General features: G+C 66.6%; 27 protein-coding genes. 15 read left to right on the top strand and 12 right to left on the bottom strand.

The genetic code is table 11. From position 1 onward, the window contains the following. The first annotated feature begins 156 nt into the window (after positions 1-156). Together AB431_RS07640 and AB431_RS07645 are read left to right on the top strand one after the other, a co-directional pair. Positions 157-594, top strand: coding sequence for an ATP-binding protein (locus tag AB431_RS07640; protein WP_047329428.1), 438 nt, complete (start codon positions 157-159; stop codon positions 592-594). Next, entirely contained in the window at positions 591-1,382 is a 792-nt protein-coding gene (locus tag AB431_RS07645) for an RNA polymerase sigma factor SigF (RefSeq protein WP_047329429.1), read from the top strand. Before AB431_RS07640 ends, AB431_RS07645 begins: the two co-directional genes overlap by 4 nt. Here the strand turns inward: AB431_RS07645 and AB431_RS07650 are convergent. Next, complete coding sequence (locus AB431_RS07650) at positions 1,353-1,793, bottom strand: STAS domain-containing protein (RefSeq protein WP_047329430.1); 441 nt, start codon at positions 1,791-1,793, stop codon at positions 1,353-1,355. The two genes, AB431_RS07645 and AB431_RS07650, sit on opposite strands and share 30 nt — an antisense overlap. Before the next feature lie 486 nt (positions 1,794-2,279). Between AB431_RS07650 and AB431_RS07660 the strand changes: the two genes are divergently transcribed. Then, positions 2,280-2,837: an NTP transferase domain-containing protein gene (locus tag AB431_RS07660; protein ID WP_047329432.1), complete on the top strand. Its 558-nt coding sequence runs from the start codon at positions 2,280-2,282 to the stop codon at positions 2,835-2,837. Here the strand turns inward: AB431_RS07660 and AB431_RS07665 are convergent. Further along, positions 2,821-3,147, bottom strand: coding sequence for a hypothetical protein (locus tag AB431_RS07665; protein WP_047329433.1), 327 nt, complete (start codon positions 3,145-3,147; stop codon positions 2,821-2,823). The two genes, AB431_RS07660 and AB431_RS07665, sit on opposite strands and share 17 nt — an antisense overlap. 1 nt (position 3,148) lies before the next feature. Continuing rightward, positions 3,149-3,499 (bottom strand): DUF1707 domain-containing protein, encoded by a 351-nt coding sequence (locus AB431_RS07670; protein WP_047333186.1) that lies wholly within the window; start codon positions 3,497-3,499, stop codon positions 3,149-3,151. Between the two features lie 21 nt (positions 3,500-3,520). Here AB431_RS07670 and AB431_RS07675 point away from each other — a divergent pair, with 21 nt between their 5' ends. Continuing rightward, the gene (locus tag AB431_RS07675) at positions 3,521-4,243 is read left to right on the top strand and encodes an SDR family oxidoreductase (RefSeq protein ID WP_047329434.1); all 723 of its coding nucleotides are present in this window, start codon (positions 3,521-3,523) and stop codon (positions 4,241-4,243) included. Here the strand turns inward: AB431_RS07675 and AB431_RS07680 are convergent. The 7 genes from AB431_RS07680 to AB431_RS07710 form a co-directional block, all read right to left on the bottom strand. After that, positions 4,236-6,023 (bottom strand): acetyl/propionyl/methylcrotonyl-CoA carboxylase subunit alpha, encoded by a 1,788-nt coding sequence (locus AB431_RS07680; RefSeq protein WP_047329435.1) that lies wholly within the window; start codon positions 6,021-6,023, stop codon positions 4,236-4,238. The two genes, AB431_RS07675 and AB431_RS07680, sit on opposite strands and share 8 nt — an antisense overlap. 114 nt (positions 6,024-6,137) lie before the next feature. Continuing rightward, the gene (locus AB431_RS07685) at positions 6,138-7,319 is read right to left on the bottom strand and encodes a hypothetical protein (protein ID WP_047329436.1); all 1,182 of its coding nucleotides are present in this window, start codon (positions 7,317-7,319) and stop codon (positions 6,138-6,140) included. 52 nt (positions 7,320-7,371) lie between these two features. Continuing rightward, positions 7,372-7,791, bottom strand: a complete 420-nt coding sequence (locus tag AB431_RS07690; protein ID WP_047329437.1) for a SufE family protein — start codon at positions 7,789-7,791, stop codon at positions 7,372-7,374. Beyond that, the gene (locus tag AB431_RS07695) at positions 7,788-8,690 is read right to left on the bottom strand and encodes a sulfurtransferase (RefSeq protein ID WP_047329438.1); all 903 of its coding nucleotides are present in this window, start codon (positions 8,688-8,690) and stop codon (positions 7,788-7,790) included. The genes AB431_RS07690 and AB431_RS07695 overlap by 4 nt, the downstream gene beginning before the upstream one ends. A 20-nt stretch (positions 8,691-8,710) precedes the next feature. Next, positions 8,711-9,355 carry a nucleoside triphosphate pyrophosphatase gene (locus AB431_RS07700; protein WP_047329439.1) on the bottom strand — a complete coding sequence of 215 codons (645 nt, stop codon included), beginning with the start codon at positions 9,353-9,355 and terminating at the stop codon, positions 8,711-8,713. Further along, complete coding sequence (locus tag AB431_RS07705) at positions 9,352-9,630, bottom strand: acyl-CoA carboxylase subunit epsilon (RefSeq protein ID WP_047329440.1); 279 nt, start codon at positions 9,628-9,630, stop codon at positions 9,352-9,354. The genes AB431_RS07700 and AB431_RS07705 overlap by 4 nt, the downstream gene beginning before the upstream one ends. A gap of 16 nt (positions 9,631-9,646) precedes the next feature. Then, a complete protein-coding gene (locus AB431_RS07710; RefSeq protein ID WP_047329441.1) occupies positions 9,647-11,275 on the bottom strand; it encodes an acyl-CoA carboxylase subunit beta in 1,629 nt (542 codons plus the stop codon). Positions 11,276-11,752: 477 nt separating this feature from the next. On the opposite strand from AB431_RS07710, the gene AB431_RS07715 reads away from it, so the two are divergent. From AB431_RS07715 to AB431_RS07730, 4 genes are read left to right on the top strand one after another with little or no spacing between them, the layout of a single operon-like run. Continuing rightward, a complete protein-coding gene (locus AB431_RS07715) occupies positions 11,753-13,009 on the top strand; it encodes a class I SAM-dependent methyltransferase (RefSeq protein WP_047329442.1) in 1,257 nt (418 codons plus the stop codon). Beyond that, positions 13,006-13,788: a sugar phosphate nucleotidyltransferase gene (locus AB431_RS07720; protein WP_047329443.1), complete on the top strand. Its 783-nt coding sequence runs from the start codon at positions 13,006-13,008 to the stop codon at positions 13,786-13,788. The genes AB431_RS07715 and AB431_RS07720 overlap by 4 nt, the downstream gene beginning before the upstream one ends. Continuing rightward, positions 13,781-14,431 carry a PIG-L deacetylase family protein gene (locus tag AB431_RS07725; RefSeq protein WP_047329444.1) on the top strand — a complete coding sequence of 217 codons (651 nt, stop codon included), beginning with the start codon at positions 13,781-13,783 and terminating at the stop codon, positions 14,429-14,431. Before AB431_RS07720 ends, AB431_RS07725 begins: the two co-directional genes overlap by 8 nt. Then, complete coding sequence (locus tag AB431_RS07730) at positions 14,432-15,472, top strand: NAD(P)-dependent oxidoreductase (RefSeq protein WP_047329445.1); 1,041 nt, start codon at positions 14,432-14,434, stop codon at positions 15,470-15,472. Here AB431_RS07730 and rfbC read toward each other — a convergent pair. Next, positions 15,444-16,010 (bottom strand): dTDP-4-dehydrorhamnose 3,5-epimerase, encoded by a 567-nt coding sequence (gene rfbC / locus AB431_RS07735; RefSeq protein ID WP_047329446.1) that lies wholly within the window; start codon positions 16,008-16,010, stop codon positions 15,444-15,446. The two genes, AB431_RS07730 and rfbC, sit on opposite strands and share 29 nt — an antisense overlap. Positions 16,011-16,024: 14 nt before the next feature. Between rfbC and AB431_RS07740 the strand changes: the two genes are divergently transcribed. From AB431_RS07740 to AB431_RS07765, 6 genes are read left to right on the top strand one after another with little or no spacing between them, the layout of a single operon-like run. Next, positions 16,025-17,158: a methyltransferase domain-containing protein gene (locus tag AB431_RS07740; protein ID WP_047329447.1), complete on the top strand. Its 1,134-nt coding sequence runs from the start codon at positions 16,025-16,027 to the stop codon at positions 17,156-17,158. Then, entirely contained in the window at positions 17,155-18,018 is an 864-nt protein-coding gene (locus AB431_RS07745; protein ID WP_082135589.1) for a glycosyltransferase family 2 protein, read from the top strand. The genes AB431_RS07740 and AB431_RS07745 overlap by 4 nt, the downstream gene beginning before the upstream one ends. Positions 18,019-18,046: 28 nt before the next feature. Then, positions 18,047-18,949 carry a glycosyltransferase gene (locus AB431_RS07750; protein WP_235435849.1) on the top strand — a complete coding sequence of 301 codons (903 nt, stop codon included), beginning with the start codon at positions 18,047-18,049 and terminating at the stop codon, positions 18,947-18,949. A 1-nt stretch (position 18,950) separates the two neighbouring features. Further along, positions 18,951-19,925, top strand: coding sequence for a glycosyltransferase family 2 protein (locus tag AB431_RS07755; RefSeq protein WP_047329448.1), 975 nt, complete (start codon positions 18,951-18,953; stop codon positions 19,923-19,925). Further along, positions 19,922-21,256 (top strand): glycosyltransferase family 2 protein, encoded by a 1,335-nt coding sequence (locus tag AB431_RS07760; protein ID WP_047329449.1) that lies wholly within the window; start codon positions 19,922-19,924, stop codon positions 21,254-21,256. Before AB431_RS07755 ends, AB431_RS07760 begins: the two co-directional genes overlap by 4 nt. Beyond that, entirely contained in the window at positions 21,250-22,518 is a 1,269-nt protein-coding gene (locus AB431_RS07765; RefSeq protein ID WP_047329450.1) for a lipopolysaccharide biosynthesis protein, read from the top strand. Before AB431_RS07760 ends, AB431_RS07765 begins: the two co-directional genes overlap by 7 nt. Here the strand turns inward: AB431_RS07765 and AB431_RS07770 are convergent. Continuing rightward, on the bottom strand, positions 22,515-23,246 hold the full coding sequence (locus AB431_RS07770) for a glycoside hydrolase family 16 protein (protein WP_235435850.1): 732 nt from the start codon (positions 23,244-23,246) through the stop codon (positions 22,515-22,517). The two genes, AB431_RS07765 and AB431_RS07770, sit on opposite strands and share 4 nt — an antisense overlap. Positions 23,247-23,783: 537 nt before the next feature. On the opposite strand from AB431_RS07770, the gene AB431_RS29485 reads away from it, so the two are divergent. After that, complete coding sequence (locus AB431_RS29485) at positions 23,784-25,004, top strand: carbohydrate-binding domain-containing protein (protein WP_144418214.1); 1,221 nt, start codon at positions 23,784-23,786, stop codon at positions 25,002-25,004. Positions 25,005-25,012: the final 8 nt, after the last annotated feature.

The following is a 25,012-nucleotide window of genomic DNA, read 5'->3' on the forward strand; positions in this document are numbered from 1 at the left end:
ACGAGGGTGCCACCATGACGACGACTTCCTGGGTTGTGCTGCGCACGCTTCCGGCCTCATGCGCACCGGTTACCCGGCCAACCCGGTCACCACACGACCGTGGTTAGCACGCCTGTGGACTGGAGTAGTGTCGGGTCGACATTGCCAGGAGGCCAGATGACGGACGGCGAAAGCCAAGGCGGCGCGCACCAACGAGGTGATAGCGCCGTCGAATTGAGGGTTGCTGCCAGGTTGGAGAACTTGGCCGTACTGCGCACCGTGGTCGGCGCGGTCGGCACGTTCGAAGACCTGGATTTCGATGCCGTCGCGGACTTGCGACTGGCCGTCGACGAGGCGTGCACCCGCCTGATCCGTTCGGCGTCGCCGGAGGCCACGCTGGTGGTCGTCGTCGACGCACACGATGACGTGGTGGTGGTCGAAGCGTCGACGACCTGCGACACCTACGACGTCGTCACCCCTGGGAGCTTCAGCTGGCACGTGCTGAGCTCGTTGACCGACGATGTGCAGACATTCCACAACGGTCACGAGTCCAGTAGCGACGGGCAGGTCTTCGGCATCACCCTGACCACGAGGCGGGCGGGCTCCGGGCGGTGACTCCCCGAGCCACGGATGGTTCGCCCAAACGGACGAACTCGGAGTACGCCGACGTCCCGGACATGTTCCGGGAGCTGGCCAAGCTCGACACCGACTCCCCGCAATTTCAGCGACAGCGCGACCGCATCGTCGAACGGTGCCTTCCGCTGGCCGACCACATCGCCCGCCGATTCGACGGCCGCGGTGAACCTCGCGACGACCTGGTGCAGGTAGCCCGCGTAGGTCTGGTCAATGCGGTGATCCGCTACGACGTGGAGACCGGCTCGGACTTCGTCTCGTTCGCGGTCCCCACGATCATGGGCGAGGTCCGCCGGCACTTCCGCGACAACAGCTGGTCGGTCAAGGTGCCCCGCCGGCTCAAGGAACTGCACCTGCGGCTGGGTGCGGCGACCTCGGAGCTGTCCCAGCGGTTGGGGCGCGCGCCGACCGCCTCCGAGCTCGCCGTCGAACTCGGCATGGAGCGCGAAGAGGTCATCGAGGGTCTGGTCGCGGGTAGTTCCTACAACACGCTGTCGATCGACAGCGGCGGAAGCGGCAGCGACGAAGACGCCCCGGCGATCATGGACACCCTGGGCGACGTTGACCTGAGCCTGGATCAGATCGAGAACCGCGAGGCGTTGCGCCCGCTGCTGGCGGCGCTGCCAGAGCGGGAACGCACCGTTTTGCTGTTGCGCTTCTTCGAGTCGCTGACCCAGACGCAGATCGCCGAGCGCGTCGGCATCTCACAGATGCACGTGTCGCGCCTGCTGGCGAAGTCGCTAACTCGGCTCCGGGACCAGCTGCAGTAGGCGGCGGGGTTCGCCGTCGAGCAGTTCGACGGCTTCCCGCACCGAATCGACGACAGGCAGTGTGTGGTCGGGATCGCAGACCCGCAAGAGCCGGGCCACCGCGTCGCCGGCCACCATCGCCCATCGGGCCGAGGCATTGGCGCAGCGGACGTTGATGGTGTGGAGCGCCGAGAATCCGGCGGTTCCGAAGAACGCCAGCGGGCTGAGGTCCAAGACCAGATGGCTGCCGGTGCCGGCGCACTCGTCGACATGGTCGGCGAATGCGATCGCGTTGCTCGCGTCGAGCTCGCCCTGGACGGTGATGATCCCGACGGTGTCGTCGGGCCAAATAGTGGTGAACCGAGCGGTGTGGCAATCGACAGAATGCGACACAGCCGAGCGCTCGGGATGTGCTGTACGGATGACAGACATAGTGACTCCATCAGTGAACGAGTATTCGTACTGTGGATCACGCCAGAGTGGGTAGGCCCGTATAGTGCGGGAGCTCGCGCGCCTCGCACGTCTTTGACGTATTTCCGGGCGGCTGTGAACTCAACCTGAGACGAACTGTACGCCACTTGTCCGACCGGTGGACAGCAATAGCGGCGGGTTCTAATAATCCTCAGAATTGGTGGATGCCTTTTTGCCGTGCCGGCGCCGCTGGACAGCGCGCGGAGCCGACACGCCGTCCGTCGATCTGTCAAAATTGTCACGAATTGCCTTGATTCCATTGAAATCCCGCTGATTCTTGTGTCCGGTCCGCGCATCGGTGGGGCCGGGGTCGGCGGCCGACGACAGTGCCTCGTGTCCGTGCCGCGACGGCCGGCCATCGGGGTGCAAGTTTGCTGAAAGGTGCTGACCCGGTTGCGAAACGGGGCCGGAAAGCGGCCGCGAACCCGACCGGTTCACACTGGTCACATGTCGACGTTCGGTGAGCCCGCCGGTGTGCTGCTGGCCGCCGGCGCGGGCACTCGCTACGGCATGCCGAAAGTGCTTGCCGCCCAAGGTGCGTGGTTGCGCTCGGCGGTAGCGGCTCTGGCGGGCGGCGGCTGCCGTGACGTGGTGGTGGTGCTGGGCGCGGCGATCGTCGACGTCCCGGCACCGGCCCGCGCGGTGGTGGCCGACGACTGGCAGCAGGGGATGGGAGTTTCCCTGCAAACAGGACTGGCGGCTATTTCGCATGCCGGCTACGCGGTGATCCTCACCGTCGACACCCCCGATATCGGCCCCGACGTGGTCGGTCGAGTACTCGCGGCGGCGCGTTCGTCGCCGTCCGGGATCGCGCGCGCCGTCTATGACGGGCGTCCCGGTCATCCGGTCGCGGTCGCCCGCGGCCATTGGCCGGCGCTGCTGGCGACCCTGCACGGCGACGAGGGCGCCCGTCGCTTTCTGGCGGCCCGCTCCGACGTGGTCGCGGTCGACTGCGCGGATCTGGCCACCGGACGCGACGTCGATACGGCTACACCGACAGATTGAGCGCGCCCGCGGCGAAGCGGCGCACCGAGGTCGCCGCCACCGAGGCCGCCGCGTCATGACCGGGCCTGGCTCGTGTCGACAGGGTTGCGGTGTGCGGATCGACGGTGACCTCGGCCAGCAGCTCACCCGTCGTCGGTTCGCACACCGCCCATGAGTAGCCGGTGTCGGTGGCCCATTGATCGAGGCGCTTGGTCACGTACTCCGGGTCGGTCTCGCCGAGATCGGCCAGCGCGGGCCGGTCGTCGATCCGTTCGTCGGCGCGTAGCGCACGCAAATACCAACTGCCGGCGTTGATTTCGACGGGGTCCACGTCAGCGGCGACCGTAGAGCAGCATGCCGAGGACCGGCAGCGCCAACCAGGCCAGCCAGCCGTGCGGCACCAGGATGGTGAAGCCCAACGCGACCAGCGGGATGAGCGCCATCACGATGGCGCGCCAGTCGCGGGCGCGAACGATGTCCGGTGTGCTGTCTGTGCCGGGCTTGGCAGGCAGGTCCGCGAAGATCGGCGCGAGGTCGGCGCGGGTCACCGCGGCCGCGACCGCAGCGCTGCGCTCGGAGAATTCGTCGGGGTTCAGCCTGCCTTCGGAGAACTGCCGGCTGAGCAGCGCCTGCGCCTCATCCCGTTCGGCGGTGCCGATCCGGACCCCCTCGTCTTCGTTCATGCGATCCATCATGCTGGACGGATGCGCATCACCGTATTGGGAGCCAGCGGACAGATCGGCAGCCAGGTCGTCGAGCTACTCGTCGGGGAGGGACACGACGTGGTGGCGGCGTCGCGCCAGTCGGGTGTCGACGTGTTGACCGGAGAAGGTGTCGCCGACGCACTGCGCGACGCGCGCGTACTCGTCGATGTGCTCAACTCGCCGTCGTACGAGGACGATCCGGTGCTCGAGTTCTTCAGCACCGCCACCCGCACCCTCGTGAAGGCGGCTCGCGCTGCCGGGGTGGCCCACTATGTCGCGCTGTCGATCGTCGGGGTCACCCGGCTGCCCGACAGCGGTTACATGCGGGCCAAAGTGGCACAGGAAACGTTGATCGAGGCGTCCGGGCTGCCGTACACGATCGTGCGCGCCACCCAGTTCATCGAGTTCGCCGACATGATCGTCGCCGGCCTGACCGACGGCGACGTGGTGCGGGTACCCGACGCGCTCATCCAGCCGGTCGCGGCTGCCGAAGTCGCGGCACACGTGGCGCGGGCCGCAGTCGGCTCACCGGTCGGCATCGTCGAACTCGGGGGCCCCGACATGATCACCTTCGCCGAGCTCGCCCAGCGCGTGCTGGCCCGTCGGGGCGAGCAGCGCACCGTCGTCGTCGATCCGACCGCGACCTACTTCGGCGCCCGGCTCGACAACACCAGCCTGGTCACCGGTGACGGCGCCGTACTGGGAACGACCAGGTTTACTTGATCTCCGCCAGCACGGTGCCCTGGGTGATCGCTGCACCCGGCTCGACGGCCAGGCCGGTGATCACGCCGTCCTTGTGTGCGGTCACCGGGTTCTCCATCTTCATGGCCTCGAGCACCACGACGAGATCGCCGGCAGCCACCGTCTGACCCTCTTCGACGGCGACCTTCACCACGGTGCCCTGCATCGGCGCGGTCACCGCGTCACCCGAGGCGGCGGCACCGGCCTGCGAGCCCCGCTTGCGCGGCTTCGGCTTCTTGCGGATGGCGCCGGACTCGGCGTGCCCCCCGCCATTGCCCAACGCAAGGTCACCGGGCAGCGAGACCTCGACACGACGGCCGCCGACCTCCACGACCACCTTCTGGCGCTGCTGGGGCTCTTCCTCGTCGACCTGGCCGCCGCCGGTGAACGGCTCGATGGTGTTGTCCCACTCGGTCTCGATCCAGCGGGTGTGAACGGTGAACGAGTTGCCGTCACCGATGAACGCCGGGTCGCTGACGACCGCACGGTGGAACGGGATGACCGTGGCCAGACCTTCGACGTGGAATTCGTCCAGCGCCCGGCGGGACCGCGCCAGTGCCTCGTCGCGGGTGGCGCCGTACACGATGAGCTTGGACAGCATCGAGTCGAACTGGCCACCGATCACCGAACCGGCCTCGACACCGGAATCCAGCCGGACGCCGGGGCCCGTCGGGATGTCGTAGCGGGTGACCGGGCCGGGTGCGGGCAGGAAGCCGCGGCCGGCGTCCTCGCCGTTGATCCGGAACTCGATCGCGTGGCCGCGGGGAGTCGGGTCCTCGGTGAGGTCGAGCTTCTCGCCGTTGGCAATCTTGAACTGCTGCAGTACCAGGTCGATGCCCGCGGTCTCCTCGGTGACCGGGTGTTCCACCTGCAGGCGGGTGTTGACCTCGAGGAAGGAGATCAGCCCGTCCTGGCCGACCAGGTACTCCACGGTTCCGGCGCCGTAGTAGCCGGCCTCCTTGCAGATTCGCTTGGCCGACTCGTGGATCTCCTTGCGCTGCGCGTCGGTGAGGAACGGTGCGGGGGCCTCCTCGACGAGCTTCTGGAACCGGCGCTGCAGCGAGCAGTCGCGGGTGCCTGCGACGATGACATTGCCGTGGGTGTCGGCGATGACCTGAGCCTCGACGTGGCGCGGCTTGTCCAGGTAGCGCTCGACGAAGCACTCACCGCGGCCGAACGCCGCGATCGCCTCGCGGGTGGCCGACTCGAACAGCTCGGGAATCTCTTCGATGGTGCGGGCGACCTTCATGCCGCGACCGCCGCCACCGAACGCGGCCTTGATCGCCACCGGCACGCCGTACTCCTTGGCGAAGGCCACCACCTCGTCGGCGTCCTTGACCGGGTCCGGGGTGCCGGGCACCAGCGGCGCCTGGGCGCGCGCGGCGATGTGGCGGGCGGTGACCTTGTCACCGAGGTCGCGGATGGACTGCGGGCTCGGGCCGATCCAGATCAGTCCGGCGTCGAGGACGGCCTGGGCGAAGTCGGCGTTCTCGCTCAGGAAGCCGTAGCCGGGGTGGATGGCGTTGGCGCCGGACTTGGCCGCGGCGTCGAGGATCTTGGCGAAGTCCAGGTAGGACTCCGCGGACGTCTGCCCGCCCAGCGCGAACGCTTCGTCAGCCAACCGGACGTGCGGCGCGTCCGCATCGGGCTCGGCGTAGACCGCCACGCTGGCCAGTCCCGCGTCCCGCGCCGCCCGGATCACCCGGACCGCGATTTCACCACGGTTGGCGACGAGGACTTTGGAGATGGTCTGACTGGGCACCGCGCCTCCTGCTTTGCGTGACTCTAAGAACGTTCTTTAAAAATAGGTTCGCACGGCAGTGTAAGCGTCGCTGCTTAGGCACGAATCAGCTGGTACCCCTACCAATGAGTAAGTTCAGCTTCCGCCCAGCAATCGGATCGGGTCTGTGCGGATCGCCTCCGCGGCTTCGTGCACTACGTGAGGGTCGTGCACGGTGCCGTGATAGGAGAGGGTGACCGCGCGTTCACGGCCGATGGTGGAACTGAAGGCCGAAATATCCGACGGGTCCCACGGCTGCAACCCGGCGTGCAGCGATGGCGGACGGTCCGTCGACCACGGCAGTTTCTCGAACGGAACGAGGCGGCCGAGGTCTGAGAAACCCAGCTGGCACGTCGCGTTCGACGGCACGGAGTTCTGCCGGTTCGCCCGCAGCGCCGCGGTGAGACCGAGCGCCGATGCGGAGGCCATCGCCAGCAACGGCAGGCCGGCTTCGAGGTCCGCTCGGACGTCGGCGTCGATTGCGCGGACGTTTCGGCCTGCGGGCGCGTGGACGCGCAGCCCCGCGATGAAGTTCGCGTTGACCCGGTCATCCGGGCGTAGGTAGCGGCGTCCGTCGACGATGAGCCGGGCGGTGTCCGACAACGGCACCCCGGCCTGGATCAGCGCCGTGTGGACGATGACGAGCCACGTGACCGCCCGGCTGGTGCTCGGCGAATCGGCGGCTCGCCACGCGTCCACTTCGCGTTCGACGGTCTGGTCGACGTGGATTACTTCGACAGCGGGGGAGTGCGACCCGGGCGCGGTTGCCGGCGGCGCGGCCCGGGTGATGGGACGACGTCGAGCCTCGGCCACGGCATCGCGAATACCGCCTGGGCTGGCGAATGTGTGAAACAGGGCGCGCAGCAACGGGTTTGGGGTGTCCGGCTCGGTGAGCCAGCTCGAGCTGTTTGCCTGGATCACGTCGAAAATCGTTGTGATGCAATCGACGTAGAGGTGGGCGTCGCCGAGTCCGTGATCGACGTCCAATGCCATGTGCCGGTCGGAGAGATAGACCTCCACCGGCGGCCGGGGGCCGGTGCGCTGGTTGATGTAGTCCAGGACCCCGTGCGACCCGCGATCCGCGACGTCGGCGGGCAGCTCATGAATCGCGGGCGCCGCCTGCGCGTCCCACGTCCACCTCAGGGCCCGGGGATCGGGGCGCAGGCCCAGTCGCGTGTGCGGTCCCGCCCGGGTGATGGTGTCCAATGCCTGGGCCACCAGTTCGCGCGGCGGAACGACGACGCCCTCGAGACAGCCCACATACCGGGTGCCCGCCATGAACCGATCGAGGCCATGGGAGTTGCTGCGCCGAAGCACTGGCTGACCTCCGCTACGTCGTGTCCCGCAGACGTCGTTTGATCCTGGCCAGCATCGCAGACATGCCGCGCAGCCGAAGCGGACTGATCAGCGCCGCCAGACCGAGGTCAGAATAGAAGTCGTCGGGCACGGCGAGGATGTCGGCCTTCGGCTGGCCGTCGAGCCCGGCGGCCAGAATCGAGGCGAAGCCCCGGGTGGTCGGCGCCTCGGCGGGGGCGCTGAAGAACAGCCGCACGTGGTCGCTGTCGGAGGCGTCGACATGCAGGAAGAGCGGCGACTGGCATTCCGGCACCGGTTCCATGGCCGCCTCCTCGAGGTCGGCGGGCAGCTCCGGCAGGTCGTCGGCGAACTCGAGCAGCAGCTTGAGCTTGTCCTGGCCCTGCACGTCGGCGAAGTCGGACACGACCTCGGCGAGCGCACTGGGCATGCTCATGCTGATGCGGATCCCGGCACGGATCCTGGTTTGTCGCCGGCCACGATCGGCACCCGCACGGTGTTGCCCCATTCGGTCCACGAGCCGTCGTAGTTGCGGACACCGGGGATGCCCAGCAGGTAGGTGAGCACGAACCAGGTGTGGCTGGAGCGCTCGCCGATGCGGCAGTACGCGATGATGTCGTCACCGGGCTCGACGAAGGAGTAGACGTCCTCGAGTTCGGCGCGATTCCGGAAGCGGCCGCTGTCGTCGGCGGCCTTGGCCCACGGCACCGACACCGCGGTGGGGATGTGACCGCCGCGCAGTGCGCCCTCTTCGGGATAGTCGGGCATATGGGTGCGTTCGCCGGTGTACTCCTGAGGCGAACGCACGTCGATCAGCGTCGAATGCCCAAGGGAGGCAAGCACATCGTCCTTGTACGCCCGGATCGCGGCGTCGTTGCGTTCGACCACCGGGTAGCCGGAACCGGACTTGCTCGGTACGTCGAGGGTGGTGTCGCGGCCGTCGGAGATCCACAGGTCCCGTCCGCCGTTGAGCAGCCGGACGTCCTGATGGCCGAAGAGCGTGAACACCCACAGCGCGTAGGCGGCCCACCAGTTGCTCTTGTCGCCGTAGATGACGACGGTGTCGTCGCGGGCGATACCTTTGCGGTTCATCAGCTCGGCGAACTGCGCACCGCTGACGTAGTCGCGCACCTGCTGATCGTTGAGGTCGGTGTGCCAGTCGATCTTGACCGCGCCCGGAATGTGGCCGATGTCGTAGAGCAACACGTCTTCGTCGGACTCCACGATGGCCAGCCCGGGCGTGCCGAGGTGCGCCGACAGCCAGTCGGCGGTGACCAGGCGCTCCGGGTGGGCGTAGTCCTTCAGGGTGGGGCTGGGGTCTGCGGGAAGCGGCACGACGACGAGCCTACCGCTGATCAGCGGACCGGATTAGCCGCCCACAGGTCGCCGATCGTCAGCCCGACGTCGCCCAGGAGCCGACGTGTCACCGACAGGCCCAGGCCCACCACGTTGGACGGGTCGCCGTCGATGCCGTCGATGAACCAGCCGCCCAGCCCGTCGAGCGTGAACGCACCGGCGACCTGCAGTGGCTCACCGCTGGCCACGTAGGCCGCCAAGTCGGCGGCGCTGGGACTGGCGAACCGGACCCGGGTGACCGCCGCCTGTGTTGCGGTGTGTGCGGCCGCGCCGTGCAGCACCCGGATTGCGCAGTGCCCGGTGTAGAGCAGTCCCTCCCGGCCGGCCATTGAATTCCATTGCAGGACAGCCTGTTCGGCAGTGCCCGGTTTCCCGCGGAGCTGCCCGTCGAGGTAAAGCATCGAATCACAGCCGATCACAACGCAATCCGCGGCGACGCCGGATTCCAAAGCGTGATGGACGGCACCGGCTTTCGCCTGCGCCAGTGCGGTGACGACGTCGCCGGGTTCGGCGTCGGTACCCAGGTTGGCGACGATGGCGTCCTCGTCGACACCCGAAACCACGACCAGCGGATCGATGCCTGCGTTGCGCAGGACGCGCAGTCGACCAGTCGAGGCCGAGCCCAAGACCACCCGGGTGGTCATCGGCGCATGTGGGTCCGTTCCAGCAAGGTCACGCGGTGCCAGCTGTGGATCGGGTAGCGCAGCTTGTCGACCGGGTGGCCCCACAGGTTGAGCTCCTGCGGGCCCGGCGCGGCGTTGCCGCCGCTGGCCGCGGCCAGCACGGTGACCAGAGCGGCGATGTCCTCGTCGCTCGGATTGCCCTTTTCGATGCGGATCTCGGGCTGCAGCGGCTCCGGGTTGTCGAGCGTGATGTCCCGCGGGTCGCTGAGTTCGGTGATGTCTTCGTGTTTGGTCATCGGCGGCAGCCCCTTGTCACAGTGGGATGTTCCCGTGCTTCTTCGGCGGCACCTGAGCGATCTTGCGCTCGAGCAGCCGCAGGGCGGTCGAGATGTATCCGCGGGTGTGCGACGGCGGGATCACCGCGTCGACGTAGCCGCGCTCGGCAGCGATGTACGGGTTCACCAGCGTGTCCTCGTAGGTCTGCTGCAACTCGAGGCGCAGGGCGTCCACGTCCTTGCCCTCGCTCGCCGCTTCCTTGAGGTCCTTGCGGTAGACGAAGCCGACCGCACCCGAGGCGCCCATGACCGCGATCTGAGCTGTCGGCCACGCGACGTTGACGTCGCAGCCCATGTCCTTGGAACCCATGACGCAGTAGGCACCGCCGTAGGCCTTGCGGGTGATGACGGTGATCTTGGCGACGGTGGCCTCGCCGTAGGCGTAGAGCAGCTTCGCGCCGCGCCGGATGATGCCGTTGTATTCCTGCTCGGTGCCCGGCAGGAAGCCCGGCACGTCGACCAGCATCACGATCGGGATGTTGAAGCAGTCGCAGGTGCGCACGAACCGGGCGGCCTTCTCGGAGGCGTTGATGTCCAGGCAGCCGGCGAACTGGGTCGGCTGGTTGGCCACGATGCCGACCGGGCGCCCGTCGATCCGCCCGAAGCCGATGACGATGTTCTGCGCGTAGCCCGCCTGGACCTCGAGGAACTCGTCGTCGTCGAGGATGCGGGTGATCACCTCGTGCATGTCGTACGGCTGGTTCGGCGAATCCGGGATCAGCGTGTCCAGCTCGAGGTCCTCGTCGGTGAGGTTGTCCTCGATGGCGCCGGGATGCGGCGGCGCCGGATAGCGCGGCGGCTCGGCGTAGTTGTTGGGCGGCAGGTAGCTCAGCAGGTCTCGGACGTAGTCCAAGGCGTCCTGCTCACCGGAGGCGACGTAGTGCACGGTGCCGGATTTGGCCATGTGAGTGTGGGCGCCGCCCAGCTCCTCCATGGTGACGTCCTCGCCCGTGACGGTCTTGATGACGTCGGGGCCGGTGATGAACATCTGGCTGGTCTGGTCGACCATGATGACGAAGTCGGTCAGCGCGGGGGAGTAGACGTGACCGCCGGCCGCGGCACCCATGATCAGCGAGATCTGCGGGATCACGCCGGAGGCCTTGATGTTGTTGTGGAAGATCCGGCTGTAGAGGCCGAGCGAGACCACACCCTCCTGGATGCGGGCGCCGGCGCCGTCGTTGATGCCGATCAGCGGACGGCCGGTCTTGATGGCCAGTTCCTGGACCTTGACGATCTTCTCGCCGTACACCTCGCCCAGGCTGCCGCCGAACACCGTGGCGTCCTGGCTGAAGATGCAGACCTCGCGGCCGTCGATGGTGCCGTAGCCGGTCACCACGCCGTCGCCGACGGGGCGGTTCTCCTGCAGCCCGAAGTTGGTGCTGCGGTGCCGGGCGAGCGCGTCGAGCTCGACGAACGATCCCTCATCCAGCAGCGCCAGGATCCGTTCGCGAGCGGTCAGCTTGCCCTTGGCGTGGACCTTCTCCACCGCGGTCTCGCCGACCGGGTGCAGGGACTCCTCGGCGCGTTGACGCAGATCGGCCAGCTTGCCCGCGGTGGTGTGGATGTCGATCGTGTGGCCGGCGGCCGGTTCCGTAACGCTCGTCATGGGTGCCGATGGTATCGGCCGGGCTCGCCTCCTCGTCGAGTGGCCATCTACTGCTACGCATACGTGGACTTATGGCAAATTCCCGACTGCGATGCTGAAGTCCCAGAAATGGGACACCTTGCGCTTAACTGGGTCGCTGACCGGCGATGGGATTAGCAATGTCTGACAAATGGGTGGCAAACCATCGACTCAGCGAGCGAGATCCGATCAGCTGGGTGTATACCCAAGTAGCGCACCAATTAACGCGCTCGCAGTAAATAAAAGTTTGCTTATCTTATGGTTTAGATCACACTTGTCAGCGAACGACCGTTTAGCGGTTGCCACTTTTGACATTCGATAGCTAGAGTTCGATCGAGCGAACAACTGCCGGAGACCGTCGGGCGAAATCGGAATACGAAATCGCACGATCGGGCGGCCGGCGGGCAAATCGATGCACCGCCGCCGCGGGGAGTGGAGTGCGGACCGAATCGAGGTTGCGTGCGTTGTCGTCTGTGCGGCTCTAACCGACTCATCAGTGTTCTCGACCTGGGTGCCACGCCGCCATGTGAGCGGTTCCTGGGTGCCGACGACCTCGATGCGCCGGAGCCGACCTACCCGCTGCATCTGCGGCTCTGCGAAGGGTGTCTGCTGCTGCAGATCCCAGCCCTGATCACACCGGAGGACACCTTCACCGAGTACGCGTACTTCTCGTCCTTTTCCGACAGCTGGGTTCGGCACGCCGCGACCTTCGTCGGCGGCGCCGCCGAACGGCTTGGCCTCGGTCCGGAATCGTTTGTCGTCGAAGTGGCCAGCAACGACGGCTACCTGCTGCAGCACGTGGTGGCAGCGGGAATCCCCTGCCTGGGCATCGAACCATCACACAACGTCGGAGCCGCGGCCCGCGACCGCGGGGTGCCGACTCGAACCGACTTCCTCGACGAGCAGGTGGCGCGGGCGGTAGTGCGCGAGCACGGCACCGCAGACCTCGTCGTCGCCAACAACGTCTACGCCCACGTGCCCGACATCGCAGGTTTCGGCCGGGCGCTGCGGATCCTGCTCGCCGACGACGGCTGGCTGAGCATCGAGGTCCACCACGCGCTGAACCTGGTGACGCTCGGCCAGTTCGACACCATCTACCACGAGCACTTCCAGTACTACACCGTGCTCACGGCGACCAGAGCCCTTGCCGCCGCCGGTCTCACCGTCGTCGACGCCGAGCTGATCCCCACGCACGGCGGATCGATTCGATTGTGGGCGCGGCCGGATTCGGTTGGCGCTGAACCGACGTCGCGCTTCTTCGACATCCTCGGTATGGAGCAACGGGCCGGGCTGCACGACACTGCCGGGTATCTCGGTCTGCGGTCCCGTACCGAAACGGTGCGCCACGAACTGCTGAGGTTCCTCCTGGACTGTAAGGCGGCGAACCGGCGCGTCGTCGGCTACGGCGCCCCCGGCAAGGGCAACACCCTGCTGAACTACTGCGGAATCCGCAGCGACCTCGTGGACTACACGGTGGATCGCAACCCGTACAAGCATGGCCGATTCACGCCGGGCGCCCGCATTCCGATCCGCGAGCCCGCGGTCATCGACGAGGACCGTCCCGATGTCGTGCTGGTACTGCCGTGGAATTTGGAAGCCGAGCTGACCGCACAGCTCTCGTACGTCACCGACTGGGGTGGCCAACTTGTCTACCCCCTGCCGAACCTTCATGTGATCAGTGGGAAGCCGGAAGTGGTTGGGGGTCAAAGTCGATGAAAGTGGTCCTGTTCTGCGGCGGGTACGGCATGCGGATGCGCAACACCGTGGCCGACGACGTTCCCAAGCCCATGCAGATGGTCGGGCCCCGGCCGCTGCTGTGGCATGTGATGCGCTACTACGCTCACTTCGGGCACAAGGAGTTCATCCTCTGCCTGGGCTACGGGGCGTCGCGCATCAAGGACTACTTCCTGGAGTATCGGGAGACCGAGTCGAACGACTTCGTGATGCGCGACGGCGAGATCCAATTGCTGGACAACGACATCAGCGACTGGACGATCACCTTCGTCGACACCGGACTGGAGTCGCCCATCGGCGAGCGGTTGCGGCGGGTGCGTGAGCACCTCGACGGTGACGAATACTTCCTCGCCAACTACGCCGATGTGCTGACCGATGCACGGCTCGATGACATCGTGGACGCCTTCCACGCCTCCGGCGCCGCGGTGTCGATGATGCTCGTGCCGCCACAGCAGTCGTTTCACTGTGTCGCGGTCAAAGACTCCGGCGAGGTCAAGGAAATCGTGCCCGTCGCGAACTTCCCGATCTGGATCAACGGCGGCTTCTTCGTTCTCTCCCAAGAGGTTTTCGACTATCTGCCTGCCGGCGGCGACCTGGTCGCCGATGCGTGTGAAGCCCTGGCCGGACAGGGCCGGCTGTTCGGCTATCGGCACGAGGGTTTCTGGAAGCCGGCCGACACCTTCAAGGAGCGCGCCGAACTGGACGAGGGCTACCGCCACGGGAATCGGCCCTGGGCATTGTGGGAGCCCGCCCATGCGTGAACTGCTGGCCGACAATGTCGAAGAGATCGCGGTGGCCGGGGCGCACTGCGACGACATCGCCATCGGAATGGGCGGCACGTTGTTGGCGCTGTCGGCGGACACGCCGGGGCTTCGCGTGCATGCGCTGGTGCTCTCAGGCGGCGGTAGCGAGCGTGAGTCCGAGGAGCGGGCCGCGCTCGACGCGTTCTGCCCGGGCGCTTCGGTGCGGGTCACCGTGCTGGACATCCCGGACGGCCGTTCACCGGCACACTGGCAGGAGGTGAAGGCAGCCCTGCACGAATTCCGCCAATCCTGCGACCCGGCAATTGTTTTCGGTCCGCAGCGGCATGACGCCCACCAGGACCACCGGCTGCTCGCGGAGCTGCTGCCGACCGAGTTCCGCGACCATCTGATTCTCGGGTACGAAATCTTGAAGTGGGAAACCGACACTCCGCAGCCGAATCTGTTTCACCCGCTGCCGCACGGGGTCGCCGAGAAGAAGGCCCACCTCCTGGGTAAGCACTACCCGTCGCAGGCGATGCACGACTGGTTCGACGAGGAGGCCTTCCTCGGCTTGTCACGGTTGCGTGGGATCCAGTGCCGCAGCCGGCACGCGGAGGCGTTCACCGCAGAAAAAATGTCAATCGGATTCGGAGGTCGTTGAGTGCGCGTCCTCGTCACCGGTCACCAGGGGTACCTCGGCACGGTCATGGTCGGCGTTCTGCGATCGGCGGGGCATGACGTCGTCGGTGTCGACGCAGGCTATTTCGCCGACTGCGTGCTGGGTCCCATGCCTGTCGACCCGGTCCAGATCCGCGGGGGAGGCCCGGTGGATCTGCGTGATGTCACCACCGATGATCTGGTCGGGGTGGATGCCGTCGTCCACCTGGCGGCGTTGTCCAACGACCCGCTCGGCGATCTCGCCCCCGACGTCACCTTCGAGATCAACCACCGGGCGTCGGTACGACTGGCGCACGCGGCCAAAGCGGCCGGCGTGTCCCGCTTCCTGTATGCCTCGACGTGTTCGGTGTACGGATCGGCCGGCGACGACCTGGTCGACGAGCAAGCGCCCCTTCGTCCGCTGACGCCGTATGCGGAGAGCAAAGTCCGGGTGGAGGACGACCTGGTCGCGATCGCCGACTCCGGATTCGCACCCGTATTCCTGCGGAATGCAACGGCTTTCGGCTTCTCACCGCGGCTTCGTGCCGACATCGTTCTCAACAATCTGGTCGGGCACGCGGTGCTCACCGGTGTGGTGAAGGTGCTCTCCGACGGCACACCGTGGCGGCCGCTGGTCCACGCCCAGGACATCGCCGAGGCGTTCCTGCTGTGCCTGACCGCGCCGGTTCAGGCCATCTGGTGCCAGGCGTTCAACGTCGGCGCCGAGGCCAACAACCTCACGGTGGCCGAGATCGCGCAGGCCGTGGTCGACGTCGTCCCGGCCGCGGAACTGCATATCACCGGGGAGACCGGTGCCGATCCGCGTTCCTACCGAGTCGATTTCGCGAAGGTCCGCGACCGCCTGGGATTCCAGCCGCAATGGAGCGTGGAGGCCGGTGCTGCGGAGCTGTATGCCACCTACACCAACCATGAGCTGACCCACGACGGTTTCGCCGGCCGGTTTACTCGGCTGGCCCGGCTGAAGGAGCTTCGCGAATCCGGTGTGCTCGACGCGACTATGTATCAGGCCGGTCGAGTTGGCTGACCAAATCGCGCCAGCTGCCCGCCGCCCGGTCGCGTGCCGAGACGGCCGTGGGAGCAATCGGCCACGCTATGGCGAGATCGGGGTCGTCGAAGGCGACCGCGAGGTCTTCGCCCGGATCGTGCGGACGGTCGATCCGGTAGCAGACATCGGCGGTCGGCGTCAGGGCCTGGAAGCCGTGCAGGAATCCGCGCGGCACGAAGAGGTGGCGAAAGTCGGTGTCGTCGAGGACGACCGACGCCTGCTGGCCGAACGTCGGCGATTGACGCCGGATATCGACGACGACATCGTGCACGGCGCCGTTGGCGCACCGAATCAATTTCGATTCACCGTGCCCCGAGCGGCCGTGCATGCCACGGATCGTTCCCCGCACCGAGCGCGACTGGGAATCCTGGATGAACGATGCGCTGAGACCCGGCGCGCCAAGGTGGTTGTCGAAGACATCGGCGTCGAAGGTGCGGGTGAAGAAACCGCGGTCGTCGAAGAACGGCTGGGGGACGAGCACCAGCAGGCCGGCGATATCGGTTTGCTTGATCTCCACGAGGCCATGCTGCCATGAGCCGTTGCCGAGGGTGTCGTGGTCCGGGCCTGGTGCCCGTGTTGGATCTGGGACGCGTTCCCGCCCAGGACTTCTTCCCGTCCGCCGCCGATCCCGTTGCGCCGGATGAATCGGCGCACCCATTGGCGATGGTCATGTGCACGACGTGCGGCCTGGCCCAACTGGCCGATGACGACACCGTGACCGACGAACCGCGCGGCGTCGAGCCGCAGGCGCTTCAACGCCAGGCGGCCGACGCGGTGGCCCGGGTGGCCGCAGCGCACCTGCTGCGGGGCTCGACGGTGCGTGAGTTCGGCAGTCCGCACGGGGGCACCTGGCTGCCGTTGCTCGCCGAACGCGGGTTCGCCCCGGCCGAGGTGGGCGACGTGGTCCTAGACAGCTTCGGCCTCATGCACGAGCCCGACCAGCTGAACGCGTTCACGCGCCGCGCACTGGCGACGGCCAAAGACGGTGTGCTGCTTGTCCAGTACCACTCACTGGCGACGATCGTCGGCAAGCACCAGTGGAACGCCCTGCGGCACGGCCACTACGCCTACTACTCGACGACCGCGTTGCTCGGACTGCTGAAGCAGGTGGGGATGAGCGCGGTCGAGGCGTGGGAATTCGACCTGTACGGCGGAACGGTGTTGGTTGCCGCGCGGCACGGTCATCTCGCCCCGCCCGCCTCGGTGCGCCGTATTCTCGCCGGCGAGAAGGCGATCACCGATCCCGCGGCTGTCGGAAGGCTGCAGCAGGCCACCGACGCTCACTGTCGACGGTTGCGGGAGTGGCTGGAACTCCAGGCTGCGCAGCGGCGCCGGGTCTTCGCCTACGGTGCGGCATCGCGTGCGGTGGCGTTGTTTGCACTCGCCGAAGTGACCACTGCGCTCGTCGCCGCGGTCGCCGATGCCTCCCCGGCCAAGCAGGGACGACGGATGCCCGGCACCGACGTGCCGATCATCGCGCCTGCCGAACTCCTGGCCGCCGAACCGGATTGTGTCCTGCTCACCCTGCCCGACCTCCTCGCCGAGGTCACGGCAGCCTACCCCCAACTCACCGGTCGATGGGTCAGTGACGACCGCTTCATGACAAACGAATTATCGACAACCCCTGCGCAACAACAGATGTACCGAGAGGAATCACGCATATGAGTAACGTCGTCGGAATCTGGGAAGCGATGCCGCACTCGACGCGTCGGCCCACCATCTCGGTGGTGATACCGGCGCTGAACGAGGAGCGCAACCTGGCCTACCTCGCGTCGCGGCTGCCGCACGACGTCGACGAAATCGTGTTCGTCGACGGAGATTCTGCGGACAACACCGCGTTGGTGGCGCGCGAACTGTGGCCCAACGGTGTTCACCTGCGACAAACCCGGAAGGGTAAGGGCAACGCGCTGGCGTGTGGATTCGAGGCTGCCACCGGCGACATCGTGGTGATGATCGACGCCGACGGGAGCACCGACCCAGCCGAGATCCCGCGCTTCGTCGGCGCGCTCATCTCGGGCAAGGACTTCGCCAAGGGGTCCCGGTTCGTCCAGGGGGGCGGCAGCAGTGACATCACCCGTCTCCGGCGGGTGGGTAATTGGGGTCTCAACACCTTGGTCAACACGTTATTTGCCACCAAGTACACCGATCTGTGTTACGGGTACAACGCGTTCTGGCGGGACTGCCTCGAGGTCATGGACCTGCCCGCCACCGAGACTCGGGACGCGCAGTGGGGCGACGGCTTCGAGATCGAGTCCTTGATCAACGTGCGGGTGGCCGCGAGCGGTATGCAGATCGCCGAGGTCAGCAGCTACGAGCTCGACCGCATTCACGGTGCCAGCAATCTCAACGCCGCCAAGGACGGCCTGCGCATCCTGTGGACCATCCTGGCCGAATTCCAGCGGGCGCGCCGGCGCGGATGGCGGCGCAGCGTGCGCAACAACGAGGTCACCGAGGCTGTGGGTTCGCGGCTGCGCCGGGTTGCCGAGTCGCACGACCAATCGTTACCAGACGTGCGGCACGCGTGAGATGGCCGACGGGACGGGGGATTGAGCTGTGTGCCAGGCTATTTCGTCAGAGTGCCATACCGAGCGGGGCAGTGAGACCAGACGGCCGAAGGTCTCGCTGTGTATACCCGCCTTCCAAGCCGGCCAGTATCTGCGGGACACCCTCGACAGTGTGCTGGCACAGGAGTTCCCGGACCTCGAGGTCGTCGTCGTCGACAACAACAGCTCCGATGAGACACCGGCGATCCTGGACGCGATCACCGACGACCGTGTCCGGGTGGTCCGCAACGAGACCACCCTGTCGGCCGAGGACAACCACAACCTGGCGGTCAGGCTCAGCCGAGGTGAGTTCGTGAAAGTGATCAGTGCCGATGACACGCTCAAGTACAACTGCGTCGCGGCGCAGGCTGCCGTCCTGCAGAGCAACCCGGACGTGACCGTGGTGGCCAGCCGAACAGATTTCATCGATGATGCGGGTGCCCTTCTCTTCGCTGCCCGGGGTTTACGGGGGATTCTGGGTCGGCAAACCGGTGAGCGGGTGATCCGGCAAATGGTTCGCAGCGCCAAGAACCCGGTCGGCGCTCCGGTGTCGGTGATGTTCCGGCGCAGTGATTTCGATCGGTGCGGTGGCTTCCGTGGCCCGCACCTGTTCACGCTCGACATGGACCTGTGGACCCGGCTGTTGAGCTTTGGGCATTTCTACGGCATGCCCGAGACCCTGGCTGCCTACCGCATCCGAGGCGGCTCGCTGACCGCGCTGACCTCAGCGCGATCGCAGCTGGTGCAACAGGACACGTTCTCCCGCAGGCTGATCGACGATCCGCGCTGGGACATCCCCTATGTGGACCGGCTACTGGGCAAGTTGAACCGATATGACGTCCTGCTGAAACGGGTGATGCTGTTCAAGTTGAGCAGTGTGCGGACGTCGCGGCGACGATCATGGGCAGGCTGACATGACGCGTGAGCGCAATCTCGCCACCGCCCCGCGCGACACCGTGACGGTGTCGGTGGTGATCTGTGCGTACACCACCGAGCGCTGGGAGCGGCTGCGCCAGGCGGTGGAGTCGGTGCTGATCGGCGGCGACACGCCGGTTGATCTGATCGTGGTGATCGACCACTGCGATGAATTGCTGGCCGCCGCACAGCGGCTCTTCGGTTCCGACCCGCGAGTCCGGGTGATTCCGAACACCGAGACGCGCGGGCTGTCCGGGGCGCGCAACACCGGGGTCCGCGCCGCACATGGCGATGTGGTGGCCTTCCTCGACGACGACGCGGTGGCTCAGCCGGGGTGGGCCGAAGACCTCAGTGACCACTACCGAGACGAGACGGTCGTGGGGGTGGGTGGCTACGCCAGCCCGGTGTGGCCGGCTGCCCGGCCCAGCTGGATGCCCCCGGAATTTGACTGGGTAGTCGGGTGTAGCTACATCGGGCAGCCGAAACAGACTGCGCCGGTGCGTAATCCGATTGGGTGCAACATGTCACTGCGGCGCTCGGTGCTGGACGAGGTGGGCGGCTTCCGATCCGAGGTGGGCCGAGTCGGCGCCACGCCGGTCGGCTGTGAGGAAACCGAGCTGTTCATCCGGGTCCGTGCGGCACAGGCCGCCAACCAGGTGCTGTTCGATCCCGACATCCGGGTCGAGCATTATGTCTCCGAAGACCGTACGACGCTGCGGTATTTCGTGCGCAGGTGTTATCACGAAGGCCTGTCGAAGGCCGTGGTGACCGAGATGGCCGGCACAGCAGCAGGATTGAGTAGCGAACGCTCCTATGTGAGTAGGGTGCTGCCGATGGCGGTCGCGCGGGAATTGAGATCGATGACCATCGACGGACTTGCCCGGGCCCTGACGATCTGTCTTGGGCTGGCCGCCACCACCGCCGGATTCGCCCGGGCCAAGGTCGGTCGCGGCTTGTCCGGGGGCGCGCGATGAACGCCGGCGATTCCGTCTGCCTGACGCTCGAGCCGGTGTTGCCGAATCCCGACCGGCCGAGCTGGGCCGGGGCGATCTGGATCGGCGAAGTGTCGCTCGACGCCGTCGCTTCCGCCGACAAGGCCAGCGCGGACTGTGGCACACCCGCGCAGTGCCGACTCCAGAACGCCGAGGGATTCTCCAAAGCGCGACTACTGGTCCGCGATCGGGATCGTGCGGTCGGGTTCGTCGATGTCGCCGTCACCGACGGGCAGGTGGTCTTCGCCGAGCTGCGGGATCAAGTTGGCGCGCAACGGCTCTGCCCATCACCACCGGTGCCGGTCAGGGAAGGTATTGCATCGACCGAACTTCCTCACGTGACCGTGGTCGTGTGCACCAGGGATCGCACCGACCTGCTGAAGTCGGCGGTGGCATCGGTCCTTGCCGCCGACTACCCGGACTTCGATGTGCTCATCGTGGACAACGCGCCACGCACCGACGCCACCCGTGAGTACGTCACAAGCCTCGCCGACAATCGAGTGCGACTGCTCACCGAACCGGTTCCCGGTCTGTCCCGGGCCAGGAACACCGGTCTGCTGGCCGCCACCGGGACCATCGTTGCCTTTGTCGACGACGATGTCGTCATGGACCCAGCCTGGCTCAGTGTCCTGGTCAAGGGATTCACGTATGGCGACTCGGTGGCGTGTGTGTCCGGTATGGTGCCCGCCGGTGAACTGCGCACCCCCGCACAGGCTTACTTCGAGAACCGCGCGGGCTGGACGGAATCGGCGCACGTTCGGGTCTTCGAGTGGTCGCACGCGCCGCAGGATGTTCCGTTGTTTCCCTTCGAAGTCCGGCACTACGGGACCGGCGCCAACTTCGCCGTCGACCGCCAGGTGGTGATGAGTCTGGGCGGCTTCGACGAACGGCTCGGCGCCGGGACGAAGGTGAGCGGCGGAGAAGACATCGACATGTTCTTCCGCATTCTGCGGTCCGGGCGTCAGCTCGTGCGCGAGCCCGGCGCGATCGCCTGGCATCGGCATCGGGCCACGGCTGATGACCTGCGTGCCCAGACCAGGGGCTACGGCTTGGGCTTGGGGGCCTGGCTGGCGAAGATCGCGTCGGACCCGCCGATGGCAATGCTCGCGCTGAAGACGATCGCCCGTCGCCGGCCGGCAATGGTTCGCCATCTGCGGTCCACGGCCGAGCGGGCGGCACCGTCGACGACCGTGAAATTCGATCTACCTGCCGATATCGGCAGCGGCACGTTGCGATTCATCGTGACCGGGGCGTGGGTGTACCTCGTTGCAGCGTCGCGGCGCCGACTGTCGAAGGTCGGCGGCTCATGGTGACCACCGAGGTTGTGCCGCCCGCCGCTGGGCGCAACATGACGGTCAACTCACTGGCGTTGATCGCCTCCAGTCTGCTGACCGGGATGTTGGGTCTGGTCTTCTGGGGAGTTGCCGGACGGCTTTATCCCGCAACGGAAGTGGGTGTGGCGGCGGCGCTGATCACCTCGGCGCTGATGCTGTCGATGATGTCGATGTTGAGCATCGACAACATCTACGAACGCTTCCTGCCGGTGGCCGGCGAGAAGGCCGGCTCACTGATCAAACGGGGATATCTGGTCGTCGCGGGCACGAGCCTGCTCGCCGGCTGGGCGCTGGTGGTGTTCGGTCCGCGCGACGAATTGTTCACGTCGGGCTGGGCGATGGTCTGTTATCCGTTGCTGGTGATGGTGCTGGCGGTGTTCACGTTGTTGGACAAGACCGCCGTCGGTCTCGGCGTGACGAAGTGGTCTGCGGCGAAGAACCTGATTCATGCCGTCGTCAAGCTGGCGGCGCTGTTCGGTCTGGTCTGGACTGGCAGCGGTGCGTCTATCGTGCTGGCCTGGGGCGCGACTGCGGCCGCTGGAATTCTGTTCGTGCTGGCCGCGATGCGCCGGCGGTGGCGGACGCATGCTCAGTTCCGCCGGCCGTCCGAGCTTCCGGCCCAACGACATCTGCTGTCGTATGTCGGGTCCTCGTTCGGGATCACCACGCTGTGGCTCATCGGGCCACTCGTAGTGCCGCTGATCGTCGTCAGCCGATTCGGAGCGGCGGCCAACGCGCACTTCGCCGTGGCATGGGCGATCATCAATGCGCTGTACTTCGCGGTACACCTGGTGATGAGTCCATTCGTCGCGGAGGTGGCGGCCCACCCCGACAAGGTGGCAGCGCTGTCCACCCGGATGGTGCAGATGATGGCCGTGGTATCAATCATCGGCGCGCTCGGGCTGGTCGGGGTCGGACCGTATGTCCTCGGCCTCATCGGCTCTGACTATCGAGCGCAAGGGCAGGGGCTGCTCGTGCTGGCGGCGGTGTTCGTGCCGCTGTCTGCGGTGAGTGCGATCTACGAGGGATTCGCACGCGTCAGCCGAAAGATGACCCTGATGGTCGTGATGCGGTGCGTGTCGACTGTGACCGTGGTCGCGGGAACGGTACTGATCACGCCGCACACCGGAGTGGTCGGTGTGGGCTGGGCATACCTTGCGGCCGAAGCGATTCCGGCGCTCGTCTTGTTGCCGCCGGCGATTCGCTGGCTGCGCCGGGCACGCGCGAACAGCGCGGGTTAAAGCGGATACTGGCGGGCCCAGTCGACCGTCATGGATGCACCGCTGCTCAGGTCCGCGCCGAAGTTGTCGAGCTGAATGCACAGGTGCATCGGGCCCGGCGGCAGTTCGGCCGGGTTGGTGGTCTCCCACCACTGAACGCCGTCGACGAACATCGCCACCCGCGCAGGCGTCCATTCGACCGCCCAGCTGTGCCACTGCGTCGCATCGATCCGCACTGCGCTCGACTGGCGCTCGTCGTTCGGGCCGTAATGCAGCCAGCCCTCGACCGACTGCCGCGTGGGATCACCGATCTCCATGAAGTCGACTTCACCACCGACGGGCCAGTTTTCGGCGTCGGGCCACAGCAGCAACAAGCTGTGGTAGTCGGGACCCGATGGCGAGGACTTGACGCAGGCCTCCCAGCGGCCATGCAATTGACCGGGGAGCCACGCCATCCCACCCGAGTTTCCCTGAGCATCGCCGGTGAGGGTCAGCCTGTCGTCGGCGACGGAAACCGCACCCCGGGTGCGTCGGCCGTTGCCATTGTGGCCCGGTCCGTCATAGATCGACCACTGGCGCAGTGACCCGGGTTCGGTGAAGTCGTCGACGCGGTTGGGGGCGCCCCACCCCTGGGTGGCGGCGGCCGTGGTGGGGCAGTTGCCGTTGCCGGTCTGCGCGCCGGCGACCGGGCGCAACAGGGCGGAGGAACCCACGTTGAGTGCGAGGACGCTGGCCGCCACGATGGCCATAGACATCACCACACGAGCGGCTCGCGAAATGGCGGCAGGCATGTGCTCCCTTGGTCCCGACCCGGGAACTGCCAGTTTACCTAGCCATCGGACCGGTCGCCTCGGCCCATCGATGTGATCCAGCCCAGCGCTGTGCTGACGGGTCCCGGCCCCCGGAATCGACCGCATGGACACAGCCCGCAATCCGTTCCGCCCCGGTAGTGTTCGTGTGCCGAACGGTCGTGCCCGCATTTACACAGCCGATCTCGCATAAGTCCGGAACCATACGCTGCCACAGGGTGTCCCGGTCCCGATTGCCTGGGCCGATCGGGTGCTTGTCGAGGCGCACCGCTGGTCGACGCATGACCGGAATGTGGATCGCGATTCTGAATTGCGCTGGGAACTAAGCGAATTGAGGAGCCTGCTGAGCAGATCAGTACCCGATCGCTTCCGGCCGATCGTTACCAAAGTGATAGGTCGGCCCAATACGGAAAGTGATTTTGCCCACATAGCGTGGTCTTCGCGCTCGCCGAGCGCCTTCGACGCGATGGAGCCGCGATGTTCCGGTGGTGCTCGGCGAGTGTGATGGCGATGGCGGTCGCCTGCGGCGTGGTCCTGGCTGTGGCACCGCCGGCGCCGGCCGCCGACGCGACGTCGATCGAAGCCGAGACGATGAGCCTCTCGACGACCAAGGGCGCCAAGATCGTCACCGACGCAGGCGCATCCGGTGGAACCGCGCTCAGCTTGACCGGCGCTGTGACGCTGTCGACGACCCTTGCGTTGCCGCAATCGATCAAAGTCGTCATGCGTGCCAGGGGGCTGCAATGTTTTGGTGCGCCCGTCGCCGCGGTGCTCGTCGACGGCGTGGTGATCGGCCGGAGCCCGATCACGGCGACCACATGGACCGACTACACCGCGACCGCCAACATCCCGGCGGGAACGCACGCGATCGGGATCACTTTCACCAATCCGCAGTGGTTCTTCTGTGTACGCACGTTGTACGTCGACACGGTCAGCGTCGTGGCGTCGACGACCTCGCAACCCGCTGATCTGACCCAGGCGCCGCTGGCCGACCTTCCGGGGTGGAAACACATCCTCGCCGACAACTTCACCAAGGACGCCGCGCCGGGAAGCTGGGCCAACCCCGCGGATCCGGCCAAAGTCGTCTACGTGGGCGCCGACGGCCAGCAGTGGCTGACCTATCCGCAGACGTTCACCGACACCTACCAACATCGCCCGTATCGCGCCGACCAGGTACTCAGTGTCAGCAACGGCACGCTGAACTATTACCTGCACAATGTCGACGGCCAGCCGGCGGGCGCCAGCCCGTCCCCGATCCTGCCGAACGGCACCCAGTACCAGACCTACGGTCGCTATTCGGTGCGGCTCAAAGTCGACACCGCCGCGCTGGCCGAGTATCACATCGCATTCCTGCTGTGGCCGCAGTCCGAACTCTGGCCGACCGACGGCGAGGAGGATTTTCCGGAGGGCGCGTTGTCCTCGACCGCCAAAGCGTTCGCGCACTACGCCCGTTCGACCGGCGGCCAAGACGGGGTGGACACCGGCAAGACGTTCACCGACTGGCATGTGTACACCGTCGAGTGGCTGCCCGGCCATGTCCGGTTCTATCTCGACGACGCTCTGGTGCTGGACAGCACCAAGTATGTACCCAGCAAGCCGATGCGCTGGCAACTGCAGGTCGAGACCAACGGGAGCGGGACCAATAGCGGTCATGTGCTGGTCGACTGGATTTCCATCTGGTCGTACACAGGAAGTTGACACCTGCA

The organism is Mycobacterium sp. EPa45 (genome assembly GCF_001021385.1).
In the GTDB taxonomy this organism is placed as follows: domain Bacteria; phylum Actinomycetota; class Actinomycetes; order Mycobacteriales; family Mycobacteriaceae; genus Mycobacterium.

Bases quoted from the DNA above. Each gene is read 5' to 3' on its own strand.
- AB431_RS07670 (WP_047333186.1), bottom strand. From the start codon at position 3,499: ATGAACGAAGACGAGGGGGTCCGGATCGGCACCGCCGAACGGGATGAG.
- AB431_RS07660 (WP_047329432.1), top strand. From the start codon at position 2,280: ATGTCGACGTTCGGTGAGCCCGCCGGTGTGCTGCTGGCCGCCGGCGCG.
- AB431_RS07710 (WP_047329441.1), bottom strand. From the start codon at position 11,275: ATGACGAGCGTTACGGAACCGGCCGCCGGCCACACGATCGACATCCAC.
- AB431_RS07720 (WP_047329443.1), top strand. From the start codon at position 13,006: ATGAAAGTGGTCCTGTTCTGCGGCGGGTACGGCATGCGGATGCGCAAC.
- AB431_RS07685 (WP_047329436.1), bottom strand. From the start codon at position 7,319: ATGGCGGGCACCCGGTATGTGGGCTGTCTCGAGGGCGTCGTCGTTCCG.
- AB431_RS07740 (WP_047329447.1), top strand. From the start codon at position 16,025: ATGAGCCGTTGCCGAGGGTGTCGTGGTCCGGGCCTGGTGCCCGTGTTG.
- AB431_RS07755 (WP_047329448.1), top strand. From the start codon at position 18,951: ATGACGCGTGAGCGCAATCTCGCCACCGCCCCGCGCGACACCGTGACG.
- AB431_RS07770 (WP_235435850.1), bottom strand. From the start codon at position 23,246: ATGGCCATCGTGGCGGCCAGCGTCCTCGCACTCAACGTGGGTTCCTCC.
- AB431_RS07705 (WP_047329440.1), bottom strand. From the start codon at position 9,630: ATGACCAAACACGAAGACATCACCGAACTCAGCGACCCGCGGGACATC.
- AB431_RS07640 (WP_047329428.1), top strand. From the start codon at position 157: ATGACGGACGGCGAAAGCCAAGGCGGCGCGCACCAACGAGGTGATAGC.
- AB431_RS07765 (WP_047329450.1), top strand. From the start codon at position 21,250: ATGGTGACCACCGAGGTTGTGCCGCCCGCCGCTGGGCGCAACATGACG.
- AB431_RS07725 (WP_047329444.1), top strand. From the start codon at position 13,781: ATGCGTGAACTGCTGGCCGACAATGTCGAAGAGATCGCGGTGGCCGGG.
- AB431_RS07690 (WP_047329437.1), bottom strand. From the start codon at position 7,791: ATGAGCATGCCCAGTGCGCTCGCCGAGGTCGTGTCCGACTTCGCCGAC.
- AB431_RS07675 (WP_047329434.1), top strand. From the start codon at position 3,521: ATGCGCATCACCGTATTGGGAGCCAGCGGACAGATCGGCAGCCAGGTC.
- AB431_RS07760 (WP_047329449.1), top strand. From the start codon at position 19,922: ATGAACGCCGGCGATTCCGTCTGCCTGACGCTCGAGCCGGTGTTGCCG.
- AB431_RS07650 (WP_047329430.1), bottom strand. From the start codon at position 1,793: ATGTCTGTCATCCGTACAGCACATCCCGAGCGCTCGGCTGTGTCGCAT.
- AB431_RS07745 (WP_082135589.1), top strand. From the start codon at position 17,155: ATGAGTAACGTCGTCGGAATCTGGGAAGCGATGCCGCACTCGACGCGT.
- AB431_RS29485 (WP_144418214.1), top strand. From the start codon at position 23,784: ATGTTCCGGTGGTGCTCGGCGAGTGTGATGGCGATGGCGGTCGCCTGC.
- AB431_RS07700 (WP_047329439.1), bottom strand. From the start codon at position 9,355: ATGACCACCCGGGTGGTCTTGGGCTCGGCCTCGACTGGTCGACTGCGC.